General features: G+C 43.8%; 18 protein-coding genes. All 18 read left to right on the top strand.

Annotated features, from left to right (window positions below):
- Positions 1–81: 81 nt before the first annotated feature.
- A complete protein-coding gene (locus F890_RS10555; protein WP_005266849.1) occupies positions 82–573 on the top strand; it encodes a hypothetical protein in 492 nt (163 codons plus the stop codon).
- 58 nt (positions 574–631) lie between these two features.
- The gene (locus F890_RS10550; RefSeq protein ID WP_005266847.1) at positions 632–4,501 is read left to right on the top strand and encodes a tape measure protein; all 3,870 of its coding nucleotides are present in this window, start codon (positions 632–634) and stop codon (positions 4,499–4,501) included.
- 55 nt (positions 4,502–4,556) lie between these two features.
- Positions 4,557–4,835, top strand: coding sequence for a hypothetical protein (locus tag F890_RS10545; RefSeq protein ID WP_005266845.1), 279 nt, complete (start codon positions 4,557–4,559; stop codon positions 4,833–4,835).
- A 56-nt stretch (positions 4,836–4,891) separates the two neighbouring features.
- Complete coding sequence (locus F890_RS10540; RefSeq protein ID WP_005266843.1) at positions 4,892–5,224, top strand: hypothetical protein; 333 nt, start codon at positions 4,892–4,894, stop codon at positions 5,222–5,224.
- Positions 5,221–5,562, top strand: coding sequence for a phage tail protein (locus F890_RS10535; protein WP_005266841.1), 342 nt, complete (start codon positions 5,221–5,223; stop codon positions 5,560–5,562). Before F890_RS10540 ends, F890_RS10535 begins: the two co-directional genes overlap by 4 nt.
- Before the next feature lie 52 nt (positions 5,563–5,614).
- Entirely contained in the window at positions 5,615–5,851 is a 237-nt protein-coding gene (locus tag F890_RS10530) for a hypothetical protein (protein WP_005266839.1), read from the top strand.
- A 9-nt stretch (positions 5,852–5,860) separates the two neighbouring features.
- Positions 5,861–6,016 carry a hypothetical protein gene (locus tag F890_RS18580; protein WP_005266837.1) on the top strand — a complete coding sequence of 52 codons (156 nt, stop codon included), beginning with the start codon at positions 5,861–5,863 and terminating at the stop codon, positions 6,014–6,016.
- 21 nt (positions 6,017–6,037) lie between these two features.
- Complete coding sequence (locus F890_RS10525; RefSeq protein WP_005266835.1) at positions 6,038–7,018, top strand: phage tail fiber protein; 981 nt, start codon at positions 6,038–6,040, stop codon at positions 7,016–7,018.
- The gene (locus F890_RS10520) at positions 7,002–7,799 is read left to right on the top strand and encodes a phage minor tail protein L (RefSeq protein WP_005266834.1); all 798 of its coding nucleotides are present in this window, start codon (positions 7,002–7,004) and stop codon (positions 7,797–7,799) included. The genes F890_RS10525 and F890_RS10520 overlap by 17 nt, the downstream gene beginning before the upstream one ends.
- Complete coding sequence (locus F890_RS10515) at positions 7,799–8,557, top strand: C40 family peptidase (RefSeq protein WP_005266831.1); 759 nt, start codon at positions 7,799–7,801, stop codon at positions 8,555–8,557. Before F890_RS10520 ends, F890_RS10515 begins: the two co-directional genes overlap by 1 nt.
- Positions 8,547–8,837, top strand: coding sequence for a hypothetical protein (locus tag F890_RS10510; protein WP_005266830.1), 291 nt, complete (start codon positions 8,547–8,549; stop codon positions 8,835–8,837). Before F890_RS10515 ends, F890_RS10510 begins: the two co-directional genes overlap by 11 nt.
- Before the next feature lie 33 nt (positions 8,838–8,870).
- Positions 8,871–9,446 (top strand): tail assembly protein, encoded by a 576-nt coding sequence (locus F890_RS10505; protein ID WP_005266828.1) that lies wholly within the window; start codon positions 8,871–8,873, stop codon positions 9,444–9,446.
- A gap of 53 nt (positions 9,447–9,499) precedes the next feature.
- A complete protein-coding gene (locus tag F890_RS10500; protein ID WP_005266826.1) occupies positions 9,500–15,340 on the top strand; it encodes a TipJ family phage tail tip protein in 5,841 nt (1,946 codons plus the stop codon).
- Positions 15,337–15,909, top strand: a complete 573-nt coding sequence (locus F890_RS10495; protein ID WP_005266822.1) for a DUF4376 domain-containing protein — start codon at positions 15,337–15,339, stop codon at positions 15,907–15,909. The genes F890_RS10500 and F890_RS10495 overlap by 4 nt, the downstream gene beginning before the upstream one ends.
- A gap of 322 nt (positions 15,910–16,231) precedes the next feature.
- Positions 16,232–16,498: a phage holin family protein gene (locus tag F890_RS10490; protein WP_005266821.1), complete on the top strand. Its 267-nt coding sequence runs from the start codon at positions 16,232–16,234 to the stop codon at positions 16,496–16,498.
- The gene (locus F890_RS10485) at positions 16,482–17,036 is read left to right on the top strand and encodes a glycoside hydrolase family protein (RefSeq protein ID WP_005266819.1); all 555 of its coding nucleotides are present in this window, start codon (positions 16,482–16,484) and stop codon (positions 17,034–17,036) included. Before F890_RS10490 ends, F890_RS10485 begins: the two co-directional genes overlap by 17 nt.
- Entirely contained in the window at positions 17,037–17,408 is a 372-nt protein-coding gene (locus F890_RS10480; protein WP_005266818.1) for a hypothetical protein, read from the top strand.
- A 568-nt stretch (positions 17,409–17,976) separates the two neighbouring features.
- Positions 17,977–18,393 carry a hypothetical protein gene (locus F890_RS10475; RefSeq protein ID WP_228127368.1) on the top strand — a complete coding sequence of 139 codons (417 nt, stop codon included), beginning with the start codon at positions 17,977–17,979 and terminating at the stop codon, positions 18,391–18,393.
- Positions 18,394–18,528 lie beyond the last annotated feature (135 nt).

The following is an 18,528-nucleotide window of genomic DNA, read 5'->3' as shown; positions in this document are numbered from 1 at the left end:
GAATAAAACAAGACCACTCTTCGGAGTGGTTTTTTTGTGCTGGAATTAGTATCTTGTGAATTCTTATAAGAGGGAAATCACATGAAAAAGATATTGGTTGCAGGGGTAGTTGGTATTCTTAGTGCATATTCAAGCGCTGAAATTGTCAAAAACTCAAAAGGTGAGAAAATTGAGTTAAAATCAAATGGCACTTGGGTTTTAATCCCAAGAACTGCTGCTGATTTTGTAAACGACGGGGAATCTTATGTGGTGCAAATTGAGGATGGAAATAAAAAGCTGACAGATGTCACAGTTTCCACTGATATAACTCTAATGGGCGTTGGTCGTCAGCTAACAAAAGAAGAAATGCTTCACAATATTAAAATGACATCTCTTACAGCTCAATTTAAATTAAAAAATAGATTTTCCTACAAGCCTAGGGAAGTGAGAATTACGCAAAAGGGCAAAGATGTGTCAATCAGAATTTCGCATACTGGTGAAAATAGTTATGGCGCTGACGTTGCGGGTTATTATGAATCAACCTATTACATTGAAGATTCCGGAAAGTTAAAACTCACATCCAAAATGTATTAATTATTATTTAAAAATTAACCCCGCATTTGCGGGGTTTTTTATTGCCTGAGGAAAAGTTATGGCTACAAAACTCGGAACACTAACTCTTGATCTGGTTGCAAAAATTGGCAACTTTACACAAGGGATGCGCCAAGCTTCATCCTCAGCAGAGCGTGAAATGCAGCGCGCCAGTAGTAGCGTAAATGTCATGAATGGCATGCTTGGAAAACTGGCTGCTACAGCAGGCGCAGCTTTTTCAATTAACCAAATTGTAAATTATGCCGATAGCTACACAGGTTTGCAAAACCGCTTAAAGCTCGTCACAGCCTCACAGGCTGAACTGAACACAGCAATGAATGACACATTTACTATTGCTCAAAAGACCGCATCATCATGGGATTCAACAGCCATGGTTTACCAGCGTTTTGCAGATAATGCAGACCGATTAGGTATCAGTCTTGGTAAAACCGCTGAACTCACTGAAACAGTATCTAAAGCTATTTCTGTATCAGGTGGTAGTGCCGCAAGTGCTGAAGCTGCTTTGATGCAGTTTGGTCAAGCACTAGCATCTGGTGTATTGCGTGGCGAGGAATTTAACTCTATTGCTGAACAGGCACCGGGATTATTAAAAGCGATTGCTAAAGGCATGGATGTAAACATTGGTGCGCTTCGAGCCATGGCCGCTGACGGTAAAATTACTGGTGATGTGCTTGTGGATGCTCTCGGCAAAGCTAAGCCGTATATTGACGACCTATTTAACAAAACAGACTTTACTATTTCACAATCATTCACCAAGTTGTCCAACGAAGTAACTAAATTTGTTGGTGAATTTGATGCGGCCACTGGTGCATCCAAAACCTTTGTGGAGGGCATCACAACACTTTCTGAAAACATGGAAGGGGTTGTCAATAGTATGATGGTGGGCGCTGCATTTATGGCTGGAACCTATATTCCAGCTATATACAGCACTATTACAGCGGGGTATGCAAAAACTAAACAGCTTATTGACCAGACTGCAATTCAGTATGGTGCAATTAATGCGGAGCGTGCTGCGGCTGCGTCAGCCTTGGCGCAAGCTCAAGCTCAGATTGTGAATACACGCTCGACATTAACAGCGCTGGCGGCCGAAAAAGCCCTAGAGGTACAGAGGTTGCAAGCGCAGATTAATGCTGCGGGTAGAATGGCTACAACAACACGTATGGCTCAATTGCGTCGAATTGAAGCGCAAGCAACCGCTGAGCTTGTAGCAGCAGAAACAGCTTTGGCGGCAGCAAGAGCAAGATCCGCAGCAGCAGGAACTGCTAGCGCTGGTGTTGGTCGGGCTGCACTTGGGGTTCTTTTTGGCCCTGTAGGCTTGGGGGTTGCTGTGGCTTCTGTGGCTGCTGGCTACCTATTAATGAAAGGCAATGCTGATAAGGCCACCGCCTCAATTGATACTCAGGGCCAATCAGTTAGCGATCTGATTGAAAAATATCAAGAGCTAAATACACTTCAGCGCGACAACGAGACTAGGGCACTTGCTCAGCAGGTCGAAGACCTGAGCCTTAAGTACCGTGTGGCTGCATCTGATCTATTTGCTTTCATGGAAGGTTTGCCGATAGCAGACGAGAAGATTAACACCTTCAAAAAGCTCAATAGCGAACTATCTCAAGGCAGGATTTCAAGTAATGAATACTATGAGGCAGTAAAAGAGGTGAATGTTCTTACTGATGATCAGTTGGCAAAAGTAAGTAAATTAATTGGAGCTTATTCTGACAACAAGAAGGAGTTGAAAGCAGCAGAGCAGGCACAAGACGCTTTAGAAAAGTCGATGAAAAAGACGACCAAAGAGGCCAAAGAGCAGGCCGCTGGAGTGGGTGAATTAAGCGAGGAAATTAAAAAACTTCTCAAAGTGAACTCAGAGGAGTCAACAAAGAGCAATTACCTGAATGAGTTGGTTAAACGAAATATTGACCCCAAACTTGCTGAAATGATGTATGAAGCGCGAAAGGCTTCAAATATAGCTGGTACGAGTGAAAGGTTAAATGCGAAGGTGTTGAATTCTGTGCTTGATCGCTGGAAAGCAGACCAAGGGCTAAATAAGACTCTTGAAGAGCGCGCAAAAATCGAGGAGAGAAACAAGAAGCTTGTCGAGGCTCAAGGCAATGCAATGAAGGTGAATGCTTTGGTTGCATCTAACGCGGCTAAAGCGAACTATGCTGCACTAGAATCTGCTAAAGGGCTACCAAAAGGCTTATTGTCTGCTGTAAATATGACTGAATCACCAAATAGCAATACTGCTAGAAGTAGTGCTGGTGCAAGAGGTGCATTTCAGTTCATGCCAAAAACTGCTGAGCGATTTAATGTTGATGTTAATAGCGTTAATTCCAGTGCAAAAGGTGCAGCCGAGTACCTTGATAAGTTACTCAAAATGTTTGAAGGCAACCTTGAGAATGCTTTACGCGCCTATAACTGGGGCGAAGGCAACATGCAGAACTATTTAAAATATGGCTCAGGCATGAAGAATGGTCAGAAAGGGTACTTTGCTGACAGACCGCTACCTAAAGAAACACGCGAATACTCTGGCAAGGTAATGAGCTATATGGGTGGCTCCAGCGGTGTTTCATTCACAGAGGATTATTCTTTTGATGACTGGCTGAAGGAGCAAGAGCAATTTGCTATTGAGCGTGAAAAACGTGAGAAGGAGATAGCCGAAAAGCAAAAAGAACTTGCGCTTGAAGTGGCCACCTATAGAGAGAAAGTCAATTCGGAACTTGCTGATAAGTTGGAGGAGATTGATAAGGCTGGATTCGACAGTGCAAAAACTGCTGAATTGAAAGCCGAATACAAGAAACGAGCTGAGATTGATATTCAGGTTTCGGAAGCTGCGCATAGCGACAAGTTGGCTGGATATTCGGATTATCTAAAATCGGAAGAACAGCTTTTAAATGAAAGTTTTGCTCGTCGTCAACGCGACCTTAAGCTCGACCTTAGCTTAACTGCGGAACAATATACAGAGTTGTCATTAGCTCTAGAGAAGCAGCGAAACAAGGAACTTCAGCAAGCCAAGTGGCGTGCACTAGAAGCACGTCAAGCCATGGCTGATCAGATCAAAAGTCTAGCGTCTGGGTCCGAAGATGTTTTTGCTCGCGCATCAATGGCACCTCAAGATTATGCCAAATGGTCGCTCGAGAATAGCCGCAACAATTCTCAACTTGGATTGCAAAACGACTTGGGTTCTGTGCAAAGGGATATTGCATCAAGTGATGCCTATTCCACAGATGAGGAGAGATATCAGGCGTTGCTGGATGCGCATGAAGCCTACTTGTCTCAGAAAACCGCACTTGATATTGAGTACGCTCAACAAGTTAAGGATCTGGAAACGCGACAATACGAAAACACAATACAGATGTATGGGTCATTGCTCTCTCAAGTTGGATCTGTTTGGGGTGATATGACCCAGATGGTGAAAGATAGTGCCGGTGAGTCAAGTTCTGCATATAAAGCGATGTTTGTCGGCCAACAAGCATTAGCAATTGCCTCAGGCACGGTAAGTGCTTGGCTTGCGTATCTTCAAGTTCTTGGAGATCCGTCAATTCCAGCTCCAGCAAAGCCTATTGCAGCTAAAGCGACCCTTGGTCTAGGGATGGCTGGCGTAGGTATGATTGCTGCTCAAGCCATTGCAGGCATGGCCCACGACGGTATCGACAACATCCCGAAAGAAGGCACATGGCTTTTGGATAAAGGTGAACGTGTTGTTGATAGTCGGACGAATGCTGACTTGAAAGGCATGATTGCTAATCAGAAGAATGGGGGTGGCAACGTAGAAATTAATGTGCATGTCACCGACTCAGGCGTAACAACACAATCTAACCAGTCGGATCAAAAGCAACTCGGTCAAATGATTGGTAATGCGGTTCGTACAGTGATTCGTCAAGAGCAGCGACAAGGGGGATTGTTGGCGAAGTAGATTATTCCACCAATTTCAAGTACAAAAAGAACTCCTACTTTTAAGGAGTTTTATTTTGACTGAAAGAAATGGCTACTATGCTGAACAAAATGCAAAGGCTATGGCACATGCTATTAATGGTAATCCAGAAATCACAGAGCCAATCCGTGCTTATGAGTTTTTCTGTAAGTGCATTAATGAGGTGCCAAGCTATACGACCATGCCTGAAGGTGCGCTCTTATTTCGCCTAAATGGTAGTGAGGTGCTTGTGCAAGATGATGAAAGAAGGCTCGATCCCTTGGTGGAGGTGATCGAGCGAATTGTCTTTGAGTTGTATTACTCAAAACAGAAGTAACTTAACTTTACCACAGAGACCTCGCTTAATGCGGGGTCTTTTATTTGGAGCTAATAATGAACGCTAGTGCAATACAGTACACCGATTCAAATTCAATGATTCATATTTCCAAGTCTTACAATCTTGTTTGTGAATATGATGGTAATAAGCCAGATCAAATTGAAATTCCTGAACTAAATCTGGTTCTAAAAAAGGGTAACTGGCTTATCAAGGTTGAGGGAAACTTTCTTGTTTGCGAGAACGGCACGCGCTCCGCTTTATATGGAGATGTCCACCCTGTGATTAATCCCGAAGTGAAATTTAAAAAAGATCTTGGTCAAGCAATCAGTGACTCAATCAGGTCTGTGATTCGACAAGAGCAACGACAAGGGGGCCTGTTATCTAAATGAGCAATCAAAAATTCACATGGTGCAATGACCTAGATGGAAACTCCCAAACTTCAAGCTTTAAAGTCCTTCAGTCCAGTTTTGGAGATGGGTACACACAGCGAACAAGTGTAGGGATTAACAACCGGTCAGGCACTTGGGCATACAAAAGGACTGGCTACAAGGATGAGATTATCGCAATTAAAGCCTTCTTTGATCGCCACAAGGGTGCTGACTCATTTTTATGGGATTCACCTTTGGATGGCGAGGTTCGTGTCGTAGCAGGGGATTATATGCCAGTCAGTTTGGGTGGTGATGTCTGGTCAATATCCACCACATTTACCCAAGATTTCAAACCTTAAATTCAATCAACTTTATGCCCCACATGTTGGGGCTTTTTTGTGAGAAGAACTCATGCCGACCCAAAAAGTCAAACTAACCACAACACCGCAAAAAGTTGCTGCGGCCAATTCTCCAGCATATATCCAATCGCATCACAACCGATTCAGATTTGCTTTTGGGCCTAGTCAGCCCACCAACTTAGAAGCGTCTCATCAAGACATGCAGGTTTATACCGATGGGGCGTTGGGTGACTTGTGGGCTTGGGTGAGCTACCCATCAAACAACGACACCGTCATTGTTTCAACATAAGGGGAGCTAATGAAAACAACCAATCTTGCTGCGGGGTTATACACACCGCGAACCACAAGAATTGCGCAAGGGCTTATTGATAAGGGTCTGAGAATCGGCTCGACAACACACTTAATTGGCTCAACAGAAGGCTTTATTGGAAACCGTTTACCGGTCACTTCTTAAAATTAAATTTCAGGAATAATTATGGCTAAGCAAACAATTAATCAAGGTATAGCACCAACTGGCGCAGGTGGTGATACTTTCCGATCAGGATCTGCAAAACTGCAAGCGAATGATGATGAGATTTACAGCCAATTGGGTGCAAATACTCAAGGAGTATTACCTGCTGCACTTCCAGTAAATAAGGGCGGAACAGGGGCAACTACAGCAGCAGCAGCAAGAACTAATCTAGGTTTAGGCACTGCTGCAACTTACGATGTCGGGACGAGTGAAAATCAATTGCTAAAAGTTTTTGACTTCGGACTGGGAAAGAGTAACCAGAATGCATTCAATAATAATCCATCCGGATTTTCGTATAATGCTTTAGCTGCAATAAGCCCGATAGGGATGGCATCTTCTGTTATTACAGCTGTGCAGGGAGGCAGGGGCTTTCGAATAGCTGCTAGATTTGTAAGTGCTGCAATAGAGACATGGAATGATACAGAGGCTGCAAATCAAATACTTGTGCTTTGGCACAGTAAAAACACAACTGTAGACAGCAATGGGTTCGTAAAAAGAGCATCACCTATTGTTCAGCTATTTGCTGATAAAATTGAGCTTAATGATGAAGCGGGGCAGCAGGAAATTACGTTTGAAAAATTGGGCGTAGGTGAGTACCTAATCAAAGGCTCAAGTGGTTTTGCACAGGAAGGCTGGTATATCGAAACCCCTAAAGATGCAAACGGCAATGTCCTATTTTCAGTGATCTACACAACACTAGAAAATGGCGATATTTCAGTAAAAACTTATAAGAAAAAGTTTGATTTTGAAACGGTATCTATTGTTGCTGATCTTGATAATCCGGTGGATATTACTGAAGGTCGTTGGATCGACTTGCGTCTACAAGAGCTTCCGCAGCCTGAAATTGAAGAGCCAGAATCAATGGCACCACCAGAATTTCAACCTACAGGTTTAGCTGAAGCGGTTGCTACGGTGATGGAGTCTTATCATGACCCTGAACAGTGACTTTCAAAAACTCTACGTTGATGGACTGATCACGCTATTTGAATTGGATGCTCGCGCTTTGGGCGCGGGTATTCTGCGCTTTCATGGGCATATTTCTTATGAAGATTGGGAGCGTATTTATACCTCCATCGGCTCAAGTGAATTAATCGGTGCGGACATAGGCTCGATTGGTAAAGCCTTTGATTCGGGCACTGAAAAGACATGGCATCGAAATATCATCTGGCAAGGCCAAACCTTTGAGCCAATGGCTTTAGAAGTGTCAGGTCTTGAGATGCGCTCAGATGGTAAAGCATCAGCACCAACCTTAAGTATGGCGAACAATATCGGCGGCATTCAAAACGCAGTTTCTGCTCTTTGTTTACAGCTTGGTGATTTCGCAGGCGCAAAGCTCAAAGTCATTACCACGCTGGCCAAGTACCTTGATGCTGAAAACTTTAGCACTGGTAATCCAACAGCATCAAACGAAGCTAAGGAGCAGCTTTGGTATATCGAGCAAAAGACTTCCGAAAATGCCAATGCTGTGACATTTGAACTTTCAAACCCGATTGATTTTGAAGGCTTAAAAATACCAGTTAGGCAGATTTCTAATTACTGCCATTGGTGCGCGATGGGCAATTACAGGGGGGAAGAATGTCAATTTACAGGTGCGGCAATGTTCACTGATAAAGATGAGCCAACAGACAACCCTGCATTAGACCGTTGTTCAGGGCGCTTATCTTCATGTCGTATTCGCAACAATGAAATCCGCTTTGGTGGCTTTCCAGCGTCGAGTTTAATGTGATGAAACTAACCGCAAAACTTAAAAAAGCAATTCAGGCGCATGCTGCTAAGGCTCATCCAGATGAATGCTGTGGCGTGATTGTGAATAAAGAATACATCCCGTGCCGCAATATTTCAGACCATAAAGATCAGTTTGAAATTCATCACGAGGATTTAGCAGCAGCAGAAGATTTAGGCGAGATTCAGGCCTATGTGCATTCACATCCGAATGCTTCTGCGCGCGCATCTGAAATTGATTTGATTCAGATTGAGTTACATGAAAAGCCTTGGGTGATTTGTGCTTATCCCGATGTTGAATTTCAGGTGTATAAACCGTGTGGATATAAAGCGCCTTTAGTTGGTCGCAACTATATTCACGGCATTCAAGACTGCTTTGCCATTGTCCGTGATTTTTATCAGCGCGAGTTGGGTATTTATATCCCAGACTATGAGCGTCAAGACTTGTGGTGGGAGTCCAAAGAGAATCCATCTCTCTATCTGGATAATTTTCAGAAGGAAGGCTTTATTGAGGTTGATCAGCCGCAGTACGGTGATGTGCTGTTATGTCGAGTCGGACGCACCGAGCATGTCAACCATGCGCTGATCTGGCTAGGCGATAATGGCATACTTAAATCTGAACAGACCGAGCCATGCATTGGATCGGCTTTAGTCTTACATCATCCGTATGGCCGTAAATCTGTTCGTGAAATCTTTGGTCAGCAATGGCAGGAACGAGTTGCAAAGGTGGTTCGGCATAGGGAGATGAAGTATGAACTTTAAAGGGTTGCGTCAAAGAATTCACGAAAAACAGAAAGAACTAAATGATCTACTTAACGATTTAAATGAGCAACTTGCTTTAGAGCAAGGAGATTACAGTGGGTTATCAATACCTCACGATGCAACACATTACCGAGTTGTGAATTGTAAAGTGGAATATATTAGGAAATGTCCTTATCGAGACGATTGGGATATTTGGCTAGATTCAACCAACAGCTGGCTTGGAACCTTCTGGAAGAGAGTAGAAGTAGGAAAAGATGTAAAGCTATTAACCGCCAAATAAGGCGGTTTTTTATTGCGTGGAGAAAAGTGAATCATGCTCAAAAAAATTAAGTTATACGGCATTTTGGCTAAGAAGTTTGGCAAAGAGTTTCATTTAGCTGTTGATAATACCCGCGAAGCAATGCGAGCTTTATCGGTTCAGGTGCCAGGCTTTGAGCACTTCATGCTACATGCGCATGAGCAGGGTTTAGAGTTCGCAGTTTTTCAGGATAAGCAAAATATCTCTGAAACCGAACTTGACATGAGCACCAACGCCAAAGTGATCAAGGTTGTTCCGAAAGTAAAAGGTGCGGGTGGTGTGGTGCAGACCATTATTGGTGCTGTTTTGGTAGTGGTTGGTGCTGTTATGGTATTCACTGGTGTTGGTGCTCCACTGGGGGTGGCATTAATCGGCGCAGGTGTCGGTATGATGGTTGGTGGTATTGCTATGATGCTCATGCCCAAGATTGAAAACCAAGACCAGAACCAAGATGGCAATAAGGCTAACAAAGGCTTTGGTGGTGCAGTCACCACAATTGCTCAGGGTAATCCAGTGCCAGTGCTTTATGGCCAGCGTGAAGTGGGCGGCTTTATTGCAAGTGCTGGACAATATCCAGAAGATTTGATGTAAACACTTAAAAACACAGGCGCAATGAGCGCCTTTTTTATTGTCTAGGGAAATGTATGAACGCAGTAATTAAAGGCGCAAAAGCAGGGCAAGGCAAATCAAGACAGCCAGTGATTGCACCCGATTCAGCACAATCCAAAACCTATATCAAGATTCTTTATGGCTTGTCTGAAGGCGAGGTCGAGGGTCTAGCCAATGGTCTGCAATCGGTTTATCTGGAAGAAACACCACTACAAAACCCAGCAGGTGGCTGGAACTTTGAAGATGTACAGGCTGATTTTCGTCATGGTACTAATGACCAAGCTCATATCGAGGGCTTTCCAGACATCTCCTCTGAAACCGCAATCAATGTCGAGCTGAAGTCTGAATCGCCATGGATCCGATCACTCACTAATACGGATCTGGATGCAGTCCGCATTCGCTTTAAGTGGGGGCCATTGCGTCAGCAGAATGCTGATAATGGAGATGTAAAAGGCATCGTCATTCAATATGCGATTGATCTGCAAACTGATGGTGGCACCTGGACCGAGGTTTTAAATACTCAAATCGCTGACAAAACTTCTGCAAACTATGAGCGCTCACACCGGATTGATTTACCTAAGGCTGATATAGGTTGGACCATCCGTGTTCGTCGATTAACACCCAATTCAACATCAGAATATATCAGCGACAAGATGTACGTTGATGCACTGACTGAAGTGATTGATCTAAAGCTCAGTTATCCAAATACCGCTTTGCTTGGTCTGCAATATGATGCTGAAACCTTCTCTAATGTCGCTAAAGTTGCAGTTGATTTAAAAGGCATTAAGCTTCAGGTTCCATCAAATTATGATCCGGTAGCGCGTACTTATACAGGCATGTGGGACGGTACATTCAAACGCGCTTACACCAACAACCCGGCATGGATTTATTACGACATTTGCACGTCAAAGCGCTATGCTTTGGGCGACCGCTTAACGTCTGCAATGTTGGACAAGTGGTCTTTGTATCGCCTTGCCCAATACTGCGACCAGATGATTGATGATGGCAAAGGTGGGAAAGAGCCACGTTTTACTTGTAATGTGTATCTGCAATCAACCGAAGATGCTTATACCATTTTGAGTAAATTGGCAGGCGTATTCCGTGCAATCAGTTACTGGGATGGCAACTCCATTGTTTGTGATGCCGATATTCCGCAAGATACTTACTTCACTTATACCCGTGCCAATGTTATCGATGGTCTATTTGAGTACACAGGCACCCGTGCGCGTGACCGTCACACAGTTGCCAAGGTTGCATGGGATAACCCTGCAAATCACTATAAAACTGAGTATGTCTATGTTCGTGATGAAGCAGCTATCGCAAAGCTCGGTGTGCGTATTGCTGAGATTGACGCATGGGGTTGTACGAGTGAGGGGCAGGCGCAACGTGCAGGACTGTGGGCTTTAAAGTCTGAGCAACTAGAAACTCGCACCGTATCTTTTAAAGTTGGTCTTGATGGTTATATTCCACAGCCGGGCCGTGTGATTGAAATTGCGGATGAGCTTTTTGCTGGCCGTGCCAATGGCGGTCGTATTTCTGCTGTCAGCGCTGACCGCAAAATTATCACTTTAGATCGTGATGATGTGGTGTGTCGTGCAGGTGATCGGCTTGTCGTAAACGGTGAAAATGGCAAGGCGCAAGCTCGAATTGTGTCATCAAAAATTGGGCGCAAAGTCACAGTCACAGTGGCGTTTGACTCTGTTGCTGCGGAAAATGTCTGGGTGGTTGATGCGCAAGACTTAAAAACTATGAAGTTTCGCGTCATGAGTATCACTCAAGATGACAAACATCAGTTTTCAATCACTGCACTACAGTATGAATCAGCTAAGTATGATGCAATCGATTTTGGCGCTTTCATTGATGAGCGTCCGATTTCAATCATCAATCCGACTGTTCAGGCACCCGTAGAGTCTGTATCAATCACTTCTGAAACTATGGTGCAACAAGGCCTTGCAGTGGAAACCATGGTTATCTCATGGCCACAGGCACAAGGTGCAACCAAGTATCAAGCTGAATGGCGTAAAGATGATGGCTCATGGATTAAATTGCCAATTACGGGTAGTAACTCGGTAGAAGTACAGGGTATTTATTCTGGCAATTATGAGGCGCGTGTTACTGCGATTTCAGCGTTTGACGTTGCATCTCTACCAACTTACTCAATGCTCACAACTTTGTCAGGCAAGCAAGGTTTACCGCCTGCTTTAGCCAACATTACAGCAACAGGCATTTTGTTTGGCTACCGTTTAAATTGGAATTTCCCTGCTGTTGGTGCGCTCGATACTGCGTATACGGAAATTGAGATTGCAACAACAGCAAATGGTGCTAATGCTGCGCCACTTGGCTTGTTTGCATATCCGACCACAACGCATGATATTCAGGGTATGCAGCCAAATTTAAAGCGTTATTTCCGTGGACGATTGATTGACCGCATCGGGAATATTGGCCCGTGGTCGCAATATGCGAACGCAACAACCTCAGCCGATGCATCTGCTGTACTTGATATTTTGTCGGGCAAAATCACCGAGTCACAATTACACCAAAACCTGCAAACCAAGATCGACAAGATCGACACAATTGCAGGGTTGGATGGTGATGTTGGTAATTTGATTGAAAATATTAGTGCTGTTCAAATTCAGGCAGGTCAAATCAGCGATGAGCTTGGTGTGGAACGTCAGCAACGAGTTGCAGCAATTCAAGACTTAGACGATGGCTTAACGCAGGAGATTAAAGATCGTCAAGATGGTGAAACTGCAATCTATGGCTATGTAGATACTTACAAGCTCAGCAATAAGAAGGCGCTTGCTAGTTTTCAGGATAGTCTTGATATTGCATTAGCTGATTCATCACTAGCAATTGAAAAAACTCAAGCGTTAGATGGTCGGGTGAAAGTTGCAGAAGATGATGCTGGTAATGCTTTGTTCAACTCAGCAAGTGCTTTACAGAAGGCTGAAATTGCAGTTGATGACACTCTAGCACTATCAGAGCTCGTGAGCGAAGTCAAGGCAGTTGCAGAGCAATCAGCAGATACGGCAGACACAGCAGCAGAGGCGGCAGCGAGTGCGATCGAAAAAGCAACCGCTTCAGCAGAACAGTCAGGTGCGAATGCAGAAAAAATTGAGGAAATCACCGCCGAGCTTGGCACAAAAGCCAGTACAGGAGCATTAACTCAAACCAACGCCAACATTAAGGAGGTTGACGACAAGGTTGATGCAAACACCACTCGTCTTGATGGTGTGTATGCGCAAGTGTACCCCGAAATGATCGGCTCGACAGAGGGTTTTATTGGCTCGACAGGTCTTGCGGGCACATGGACTTTGCAATCAGCAGTGATTGAAAATGACATGGCTTTGAGTCAGCGCATCGACACCACTGTTGCTGAGATTAGCAATACAAAAGCACTGGTTCAAACCGAAGCTTATGCACGTGCTGAAGAAGATAACGCTCTTGCTGCTCGTATCAATACCTTAAAAGTTGATGTTGAGGGGAATAGAGCAGCTATTGTCACGCAAGAAATTGCTCGAGCAAATGACAGTGAATCTTTTGCTGGTCGGTTCGATATACTTCAGGCAAGCACAAAGACTGCGAAAGACACAGCAGATCAAGCTATTTTGGATGCACAGAACAAATCAGCAGCAGCTGAAGCAGCAGCTAAAGCATACGCTGAAGCTCGGGCCGAAGCAGAGCGTTTAGCAGCCATTGCAGCAGCGTCCAATGATGCTACAGCGAAAGCAGATGCAGCAGAGGCGGCAGCCAAAGCAGCAGCAGCTTTAGATGCTAAAAACAAGGCTGACGCTGCAAAGCAAGCAGCTATTGATGCGGCAGCACTTGATGCAACTGCCAAAGCTAACGCAGCCGAAGCAGCGGCTAAGGTTTTATCTGATAAAGCACAAAAGGCTGCTGACGATGCTCGAGAGATTGCTGATAATGCGACACTTAAACTATCTGATATATCGTCAGACGAAAAGCTCACGCCGAATGAAAAGCAGCAGGTAAAACTGATATGGGATGAGATTGATAGAACCCATACTGAAATTGTAAAACAGGCTGGAGTTTATAGTCTTAGCACAACAGCGTACTTAACAAAGTACAACGCTTTAAGTGCTTATATCTCGCCACTACTATCAAGCATGAGCACAACAAGCAATGTCGTTCGAGCCACATTCCAAGCTAATTTTGCTGATTACTACTCAGCAAGAGCAGTGCTTGGTAATGCGATCAGCACGAGCGCAAAAAAGCTTGCTGATGCAGCGAAGGAGGCGGCAGGTACGTCACAACAGACTGCCGATGCAGCACAAAAAGCAGCCAGTGCAGCAGCCGAAGCAGCAGGGAATAAGGGTGAGGTTATTTTTGGTTCAACCACGCCCGCAGCAGAAAAGCGTCTGTCTCAAAACTTATGGATTGACACAACAGGGGGTCTAAACACACCGAAGCGCTGGAATGGGTCAGCATGGGTTGCTGTTACCGACAAAGCTGCAACCGATGCAGCAGCAGCAGCAAAAGCAGCTCAAGATACAGCAACAGAAGCGCTTGATAAGGCGGATACTGCAACTAGGAACATCGCAACCATTAAGCTTGAGCAGGGTGTTTTTACCGACAAGCTTGATGCAATCGGCGGTGAGATCAAGACAATTCAGGGTTATGTGGATGGCCAGCAAACAAGCATTGAAGTTGTGAATGCTGTTGGAAATTTAAACAAACTCAAGAATGAGATTGCGAAAGCCCGACTTGATGAAGATATTGAAGCCTTGCAAGCACAAACAGCAGTATTGACATCAGCAGTCAACAGTCACAACGCAAGAATCCTTGAACTAACCACCAAGCGCACAAAGGAGCAGGCAAAGGAGGATAAAAATCAGGAGTTAATTGATCTTTATACAAGCCAAATTGCAGAGCTAAACGATGCTAAGGTTGACGCAAATGCACAGAAAGCTGCTATTGCATCGCAAGTTGCTAAAATCACAGCAGATAAAGCGAAGCTAAACTCACTTGTTATCACTGAAAGCAAGATTAAGGCGCAGCACACAATCAAGCTTGATAGTGGCGGTGTGATTTCATCCTATGGCTTGGCGATTGAAGAGAGCGGAGGTGCGAATTACAGTAACTTTGCTATTCGCGCTAACTCGTTTGCTTTGGCAGGGCCGGCTAGCGAAGGAAGTACACCGTATTACCCTTTCATCTTCCGCAATACGCCTTTTACTGATCCGGTGACGGGTACAGTGTTCCCGGTGGGTGCTTATCTGAAATCTGCTTTTATTGATTACGCATCTATCGGGACGGCTAATATTAAAGCTTTGGCTGTAACGAGCGCTGAGATTGCAAATGCGGCGATCACAACCGCGAAGATTGCAAATGCGGCAATTACTACGGCAAAGATTGGTGATCTTCAAGTAGATACCCTTAAAATTAAGGATAACGCTGTAACAATACCCATGGCTATGACAGACCTGACTGAAAAGTATCAGTACAACGTGGCTACTAATACATGGCATGCCATATCTTCAGTAAGGCTTGCTGGAATTTTGGCAGGTCAGCGCGTTCTGTTGATGTTTAACTCTATGCCTTTTAATGCAGACTCTAGTGAAGTTTTTGTAGGTATGACAGCAACCAACAATAATCAGCTTAGTTATGCTTTTGCTAAACTAGGATTGCGTATAAATGGTACGCTGGTCGCTACTCTACAGCATGTTAAGACGGAAGCTACTGCGTCATCACAATGGGACTACCCTAAAGCTTTTGTACCTCCTACTGCCACAAGTTACTTTTTCACAGCTCCCGTGGACAACCCCTTAATAGAAATTGTAGGGTTAGCAAACACGTTTCCTACAATTTCTAAAAAAGCATCTGTCAATTACTTTGCATTGGTGGTTAAGAAATGAATATTGTTGAACATGTATGTGTTGTAGATAAAGCCACAGGAAGACTTCTAAACCAATTTCGTAATGTTACGGATGTTATGGTTGAGATGAACACTCCCGAAAATGGAGTTGCAGTTCTGTGTGAAGCTCCTAACTTTAAATGTTATTGGGACTTTATTGATGAGCAATTTATTGAAGTAGAGATCCCGGAAGATAGCGATCTCATATTCGACTACGTTACGAAAAAATGGACAGATCCCAGATCCCTAGATGAAATTAAAGCCCAGAGATGGACCGAGATTAAATCACAGCGTGATCAATTGGAATTCGGCGGTTTTGAGTTTGAAGGCGGTATTTATGATTCAGATCAGGTTTCTCAAGGTCGAATTATGGGGGCTGCAGCAGCTGGAATGGATCAGGTTTGGACGCTGGCAGACAACACAACAACCTATCTAACGGCAAATGAATTGGTTCAACTTTATCAGGCATTGCAAATGCATATTGCAATAACTCACCAGCGCGGGCGAGTGGCACGGGAAGCAATAGTGTCTGCAACCACAAAAGACGATGTTGATGCCGTAACCTTATAGACCATTAATACGATTTTCAAAGCACCCAACCGGGTGCTTTTTTTATGAGGAGATTTCGTGAAAATCTTGCAGATCCTGATCGCTTTTGATCAGTTAATTAACACGTTTCTGGGCGGTATGGCCGATGAAACGATTTCATCTCGGGCACACCGAAACCGACACAAGAGTTGGCGCTGGAAGTTTATGAGGCGATTGATTGACGGGTTGTTTTTTTTGGCAAAAAGATCACTGTCATCAGTCTTATCTTGCAGAAATCCATCGAAAGCAATTGCCACCAAACTTTTAAGAAAAACCCATTATTGCCAATTCATACGGGGGCAGCATGTCACACCATACGGCACAAATTATAGACACATCAGGGCCAGCAGCCACAACGGCCGGCACTGGCATCACCATCATTTCATGGCTGGCAACATGGGACTGGGGTTTCTTGGTGGGAGTGATGATTGGTCTCGCGGGTCTAGGGATTAGCCTTGCAAACTTCTTATCAAATAAGCAGTTCCAAAAGCTCAAAGATCAGCGCGAACAAGAAATGCATGAAATACAAAAGCAGTTGGCATTGGAGAAACGCGATGCAAAACAAGACTAAATATTATGTGATTGGATCATCATTGATTCTAGCTATGGGGGTTGGTGGTCAAAAGATGATTACTGGTCCTAGTGATGAGCAGGTACAGGCCACAGCGCAAAAAGAAGGCTACACACCTAAGCCGGTTATTCCAGTGAAAGGGGATGTGCCGACCATTGGCCACGGCACCACGGTTTATCCCAATGGTGTGCGTGTCAAAATGACTGATCCAGCGATTGACCGAAAGCAGGCATTTAAATATCTCAAGCTGCACATGGATAAAGATGCACAGCGTTTCAATAAAACCATTTTGAATACTCCAATTTCACAGCCTGAATATGATCTGTATCTGGATTTCACTTATCAGTACGGCACTGGTGCCTGGTCTGGATCGTCAATGCTTCGCCATTTAAAAGCGCGTGAATATGTCCAGGCGTGTAAGTCACTTTTGAAATGGAAGTATGTGGCCAAGCGTGACTGCAGTATTCGTTCTAACAATTGCTATGGGGTATGGACCCGGCAAGTTGATCGTTATCAAAAATGCATAGGGGTAAACTAGATGCCAATTTTAATTTGGAGGTACAAACACTGGATCGCAATTGCGGTCTTTTTCTTTTTATGGGTGGGGCAGATTGCATATACCAATCATTTGAGCGGGAAGTTGCGTGAAGCGAGTGAGCAATGTACGACCAAAATTCAACAGATAGAGCAAAAGCACTTGAAGGCTTTAGCTGAAAAACAAAACCAAATTAACCAGGTGAGTGCAGACTATGAAGCAGCCAAGTCAGAGCAACGTGTACAAGTCGAAACCGTTACGCGTGAAGTGCAAAAGATCATTGATCGTCCTGTATATCTCAACCATTGCTTTGATGATGATGGCCTGCAGCAACTCAACTCACTTATCGCCAGTGGTGCCAGCGAACCTCCTTGAACCTTGTTCTGATTTGCAGCAACTATCCGGAAATACCGGAAAGTTGGTTTTGCTTTGGTCTGTGGATACGGTGGCTAAATATAATGATTGTAAAGCGCGTCATGGTGCAATTGTGAAAGCTATTAAACAAGACTGAATGACTTACCAGAAAAGCAATATTTCAATTAAATAAAATAATGCCCTCTAATGAGGGCTTTGTTTTTTACTTTAATAAATAATTCCTCAATCCCCACCCAGATTCCTTCCTAAAAATCTCCCCATTCTTTATCGTGTGCTCTATATAAAAGTAGATCCATGTTTTCATTATTATCTCTCACGTTTTTTATTTCAAAATAGATGATATAATCAGCTTACACAAGGATTCTAAGACTTGTGGATAAAGTCACGTTTAGACCAAGATTGTCCCATATTAAAATAACCTATTGTTTTTACTATAAAGATACTACGTTGACATCGTAGAGGTCAGCAGTTCGAGTCTGCTTATACCTACCAAGATTCTAAACGTTATGTTATAAGGGTTTTAAGCGAAAACAGTAGCTTAAAGCCCCTTTTTAATGCCTTGAGTAAAGTGAGCCGTTATCCGCACTATCTGCAAAACCCGTATTTTATGCAGTTATTGCCGTTAAATTTACGTCAAGTTTACGTCAAGAATTTTGGAAATTACGTCATGAAATTACCCAAGCCCAGAAAGCGCGGTTCGGCCTACTACATTGAACTAATGATCAATGGAAAACGTTCTTCAGCAACTCGTGATACCGCAAAAGAATGTGAGCAAGGGGTAGCTCAAAAGATGCTTGAAGCGAAGGTCAATCAGATGGCGGAAGACTTGAGCATAAAACAGTACTATCCCTTCAAAACACTTTTTCATAAATACTATGATGAGCATGGCCGTAAACTTCGCGGATCCAAATACGTCAAAGAACAATTAGCGCCGTTTGATGAAAAGTTTGGTGTACTGGCAGATATGTCTATTCATGACATTTAGCTTAAATATTTCAGCTCAAAGTGCCGCAAATTAATAAATTACCTGAGTTCGACATAAAAAATAAATAAAAAAAAGCCTTAGCATCTGTAATATCTTGGTTACGAAGACAAAACATTTCAGAGCAAGGCTTTTTCA

The organism is Acinetobacter sp. CIP 64.7 (assembly GCF_000369745.1).
GTDB lineage: Bacteria > Pseudomonadota > Gammaproteobacteria > Pseudomonadales > Moraxellaceae > Acinetobacter > Acinetobacter fasciculus.
The sequence above is the reverse complement of the archived record's forward strand: the minus strand, read 5'-3'. Positions and strand labels throughout refer to the sequence as shown.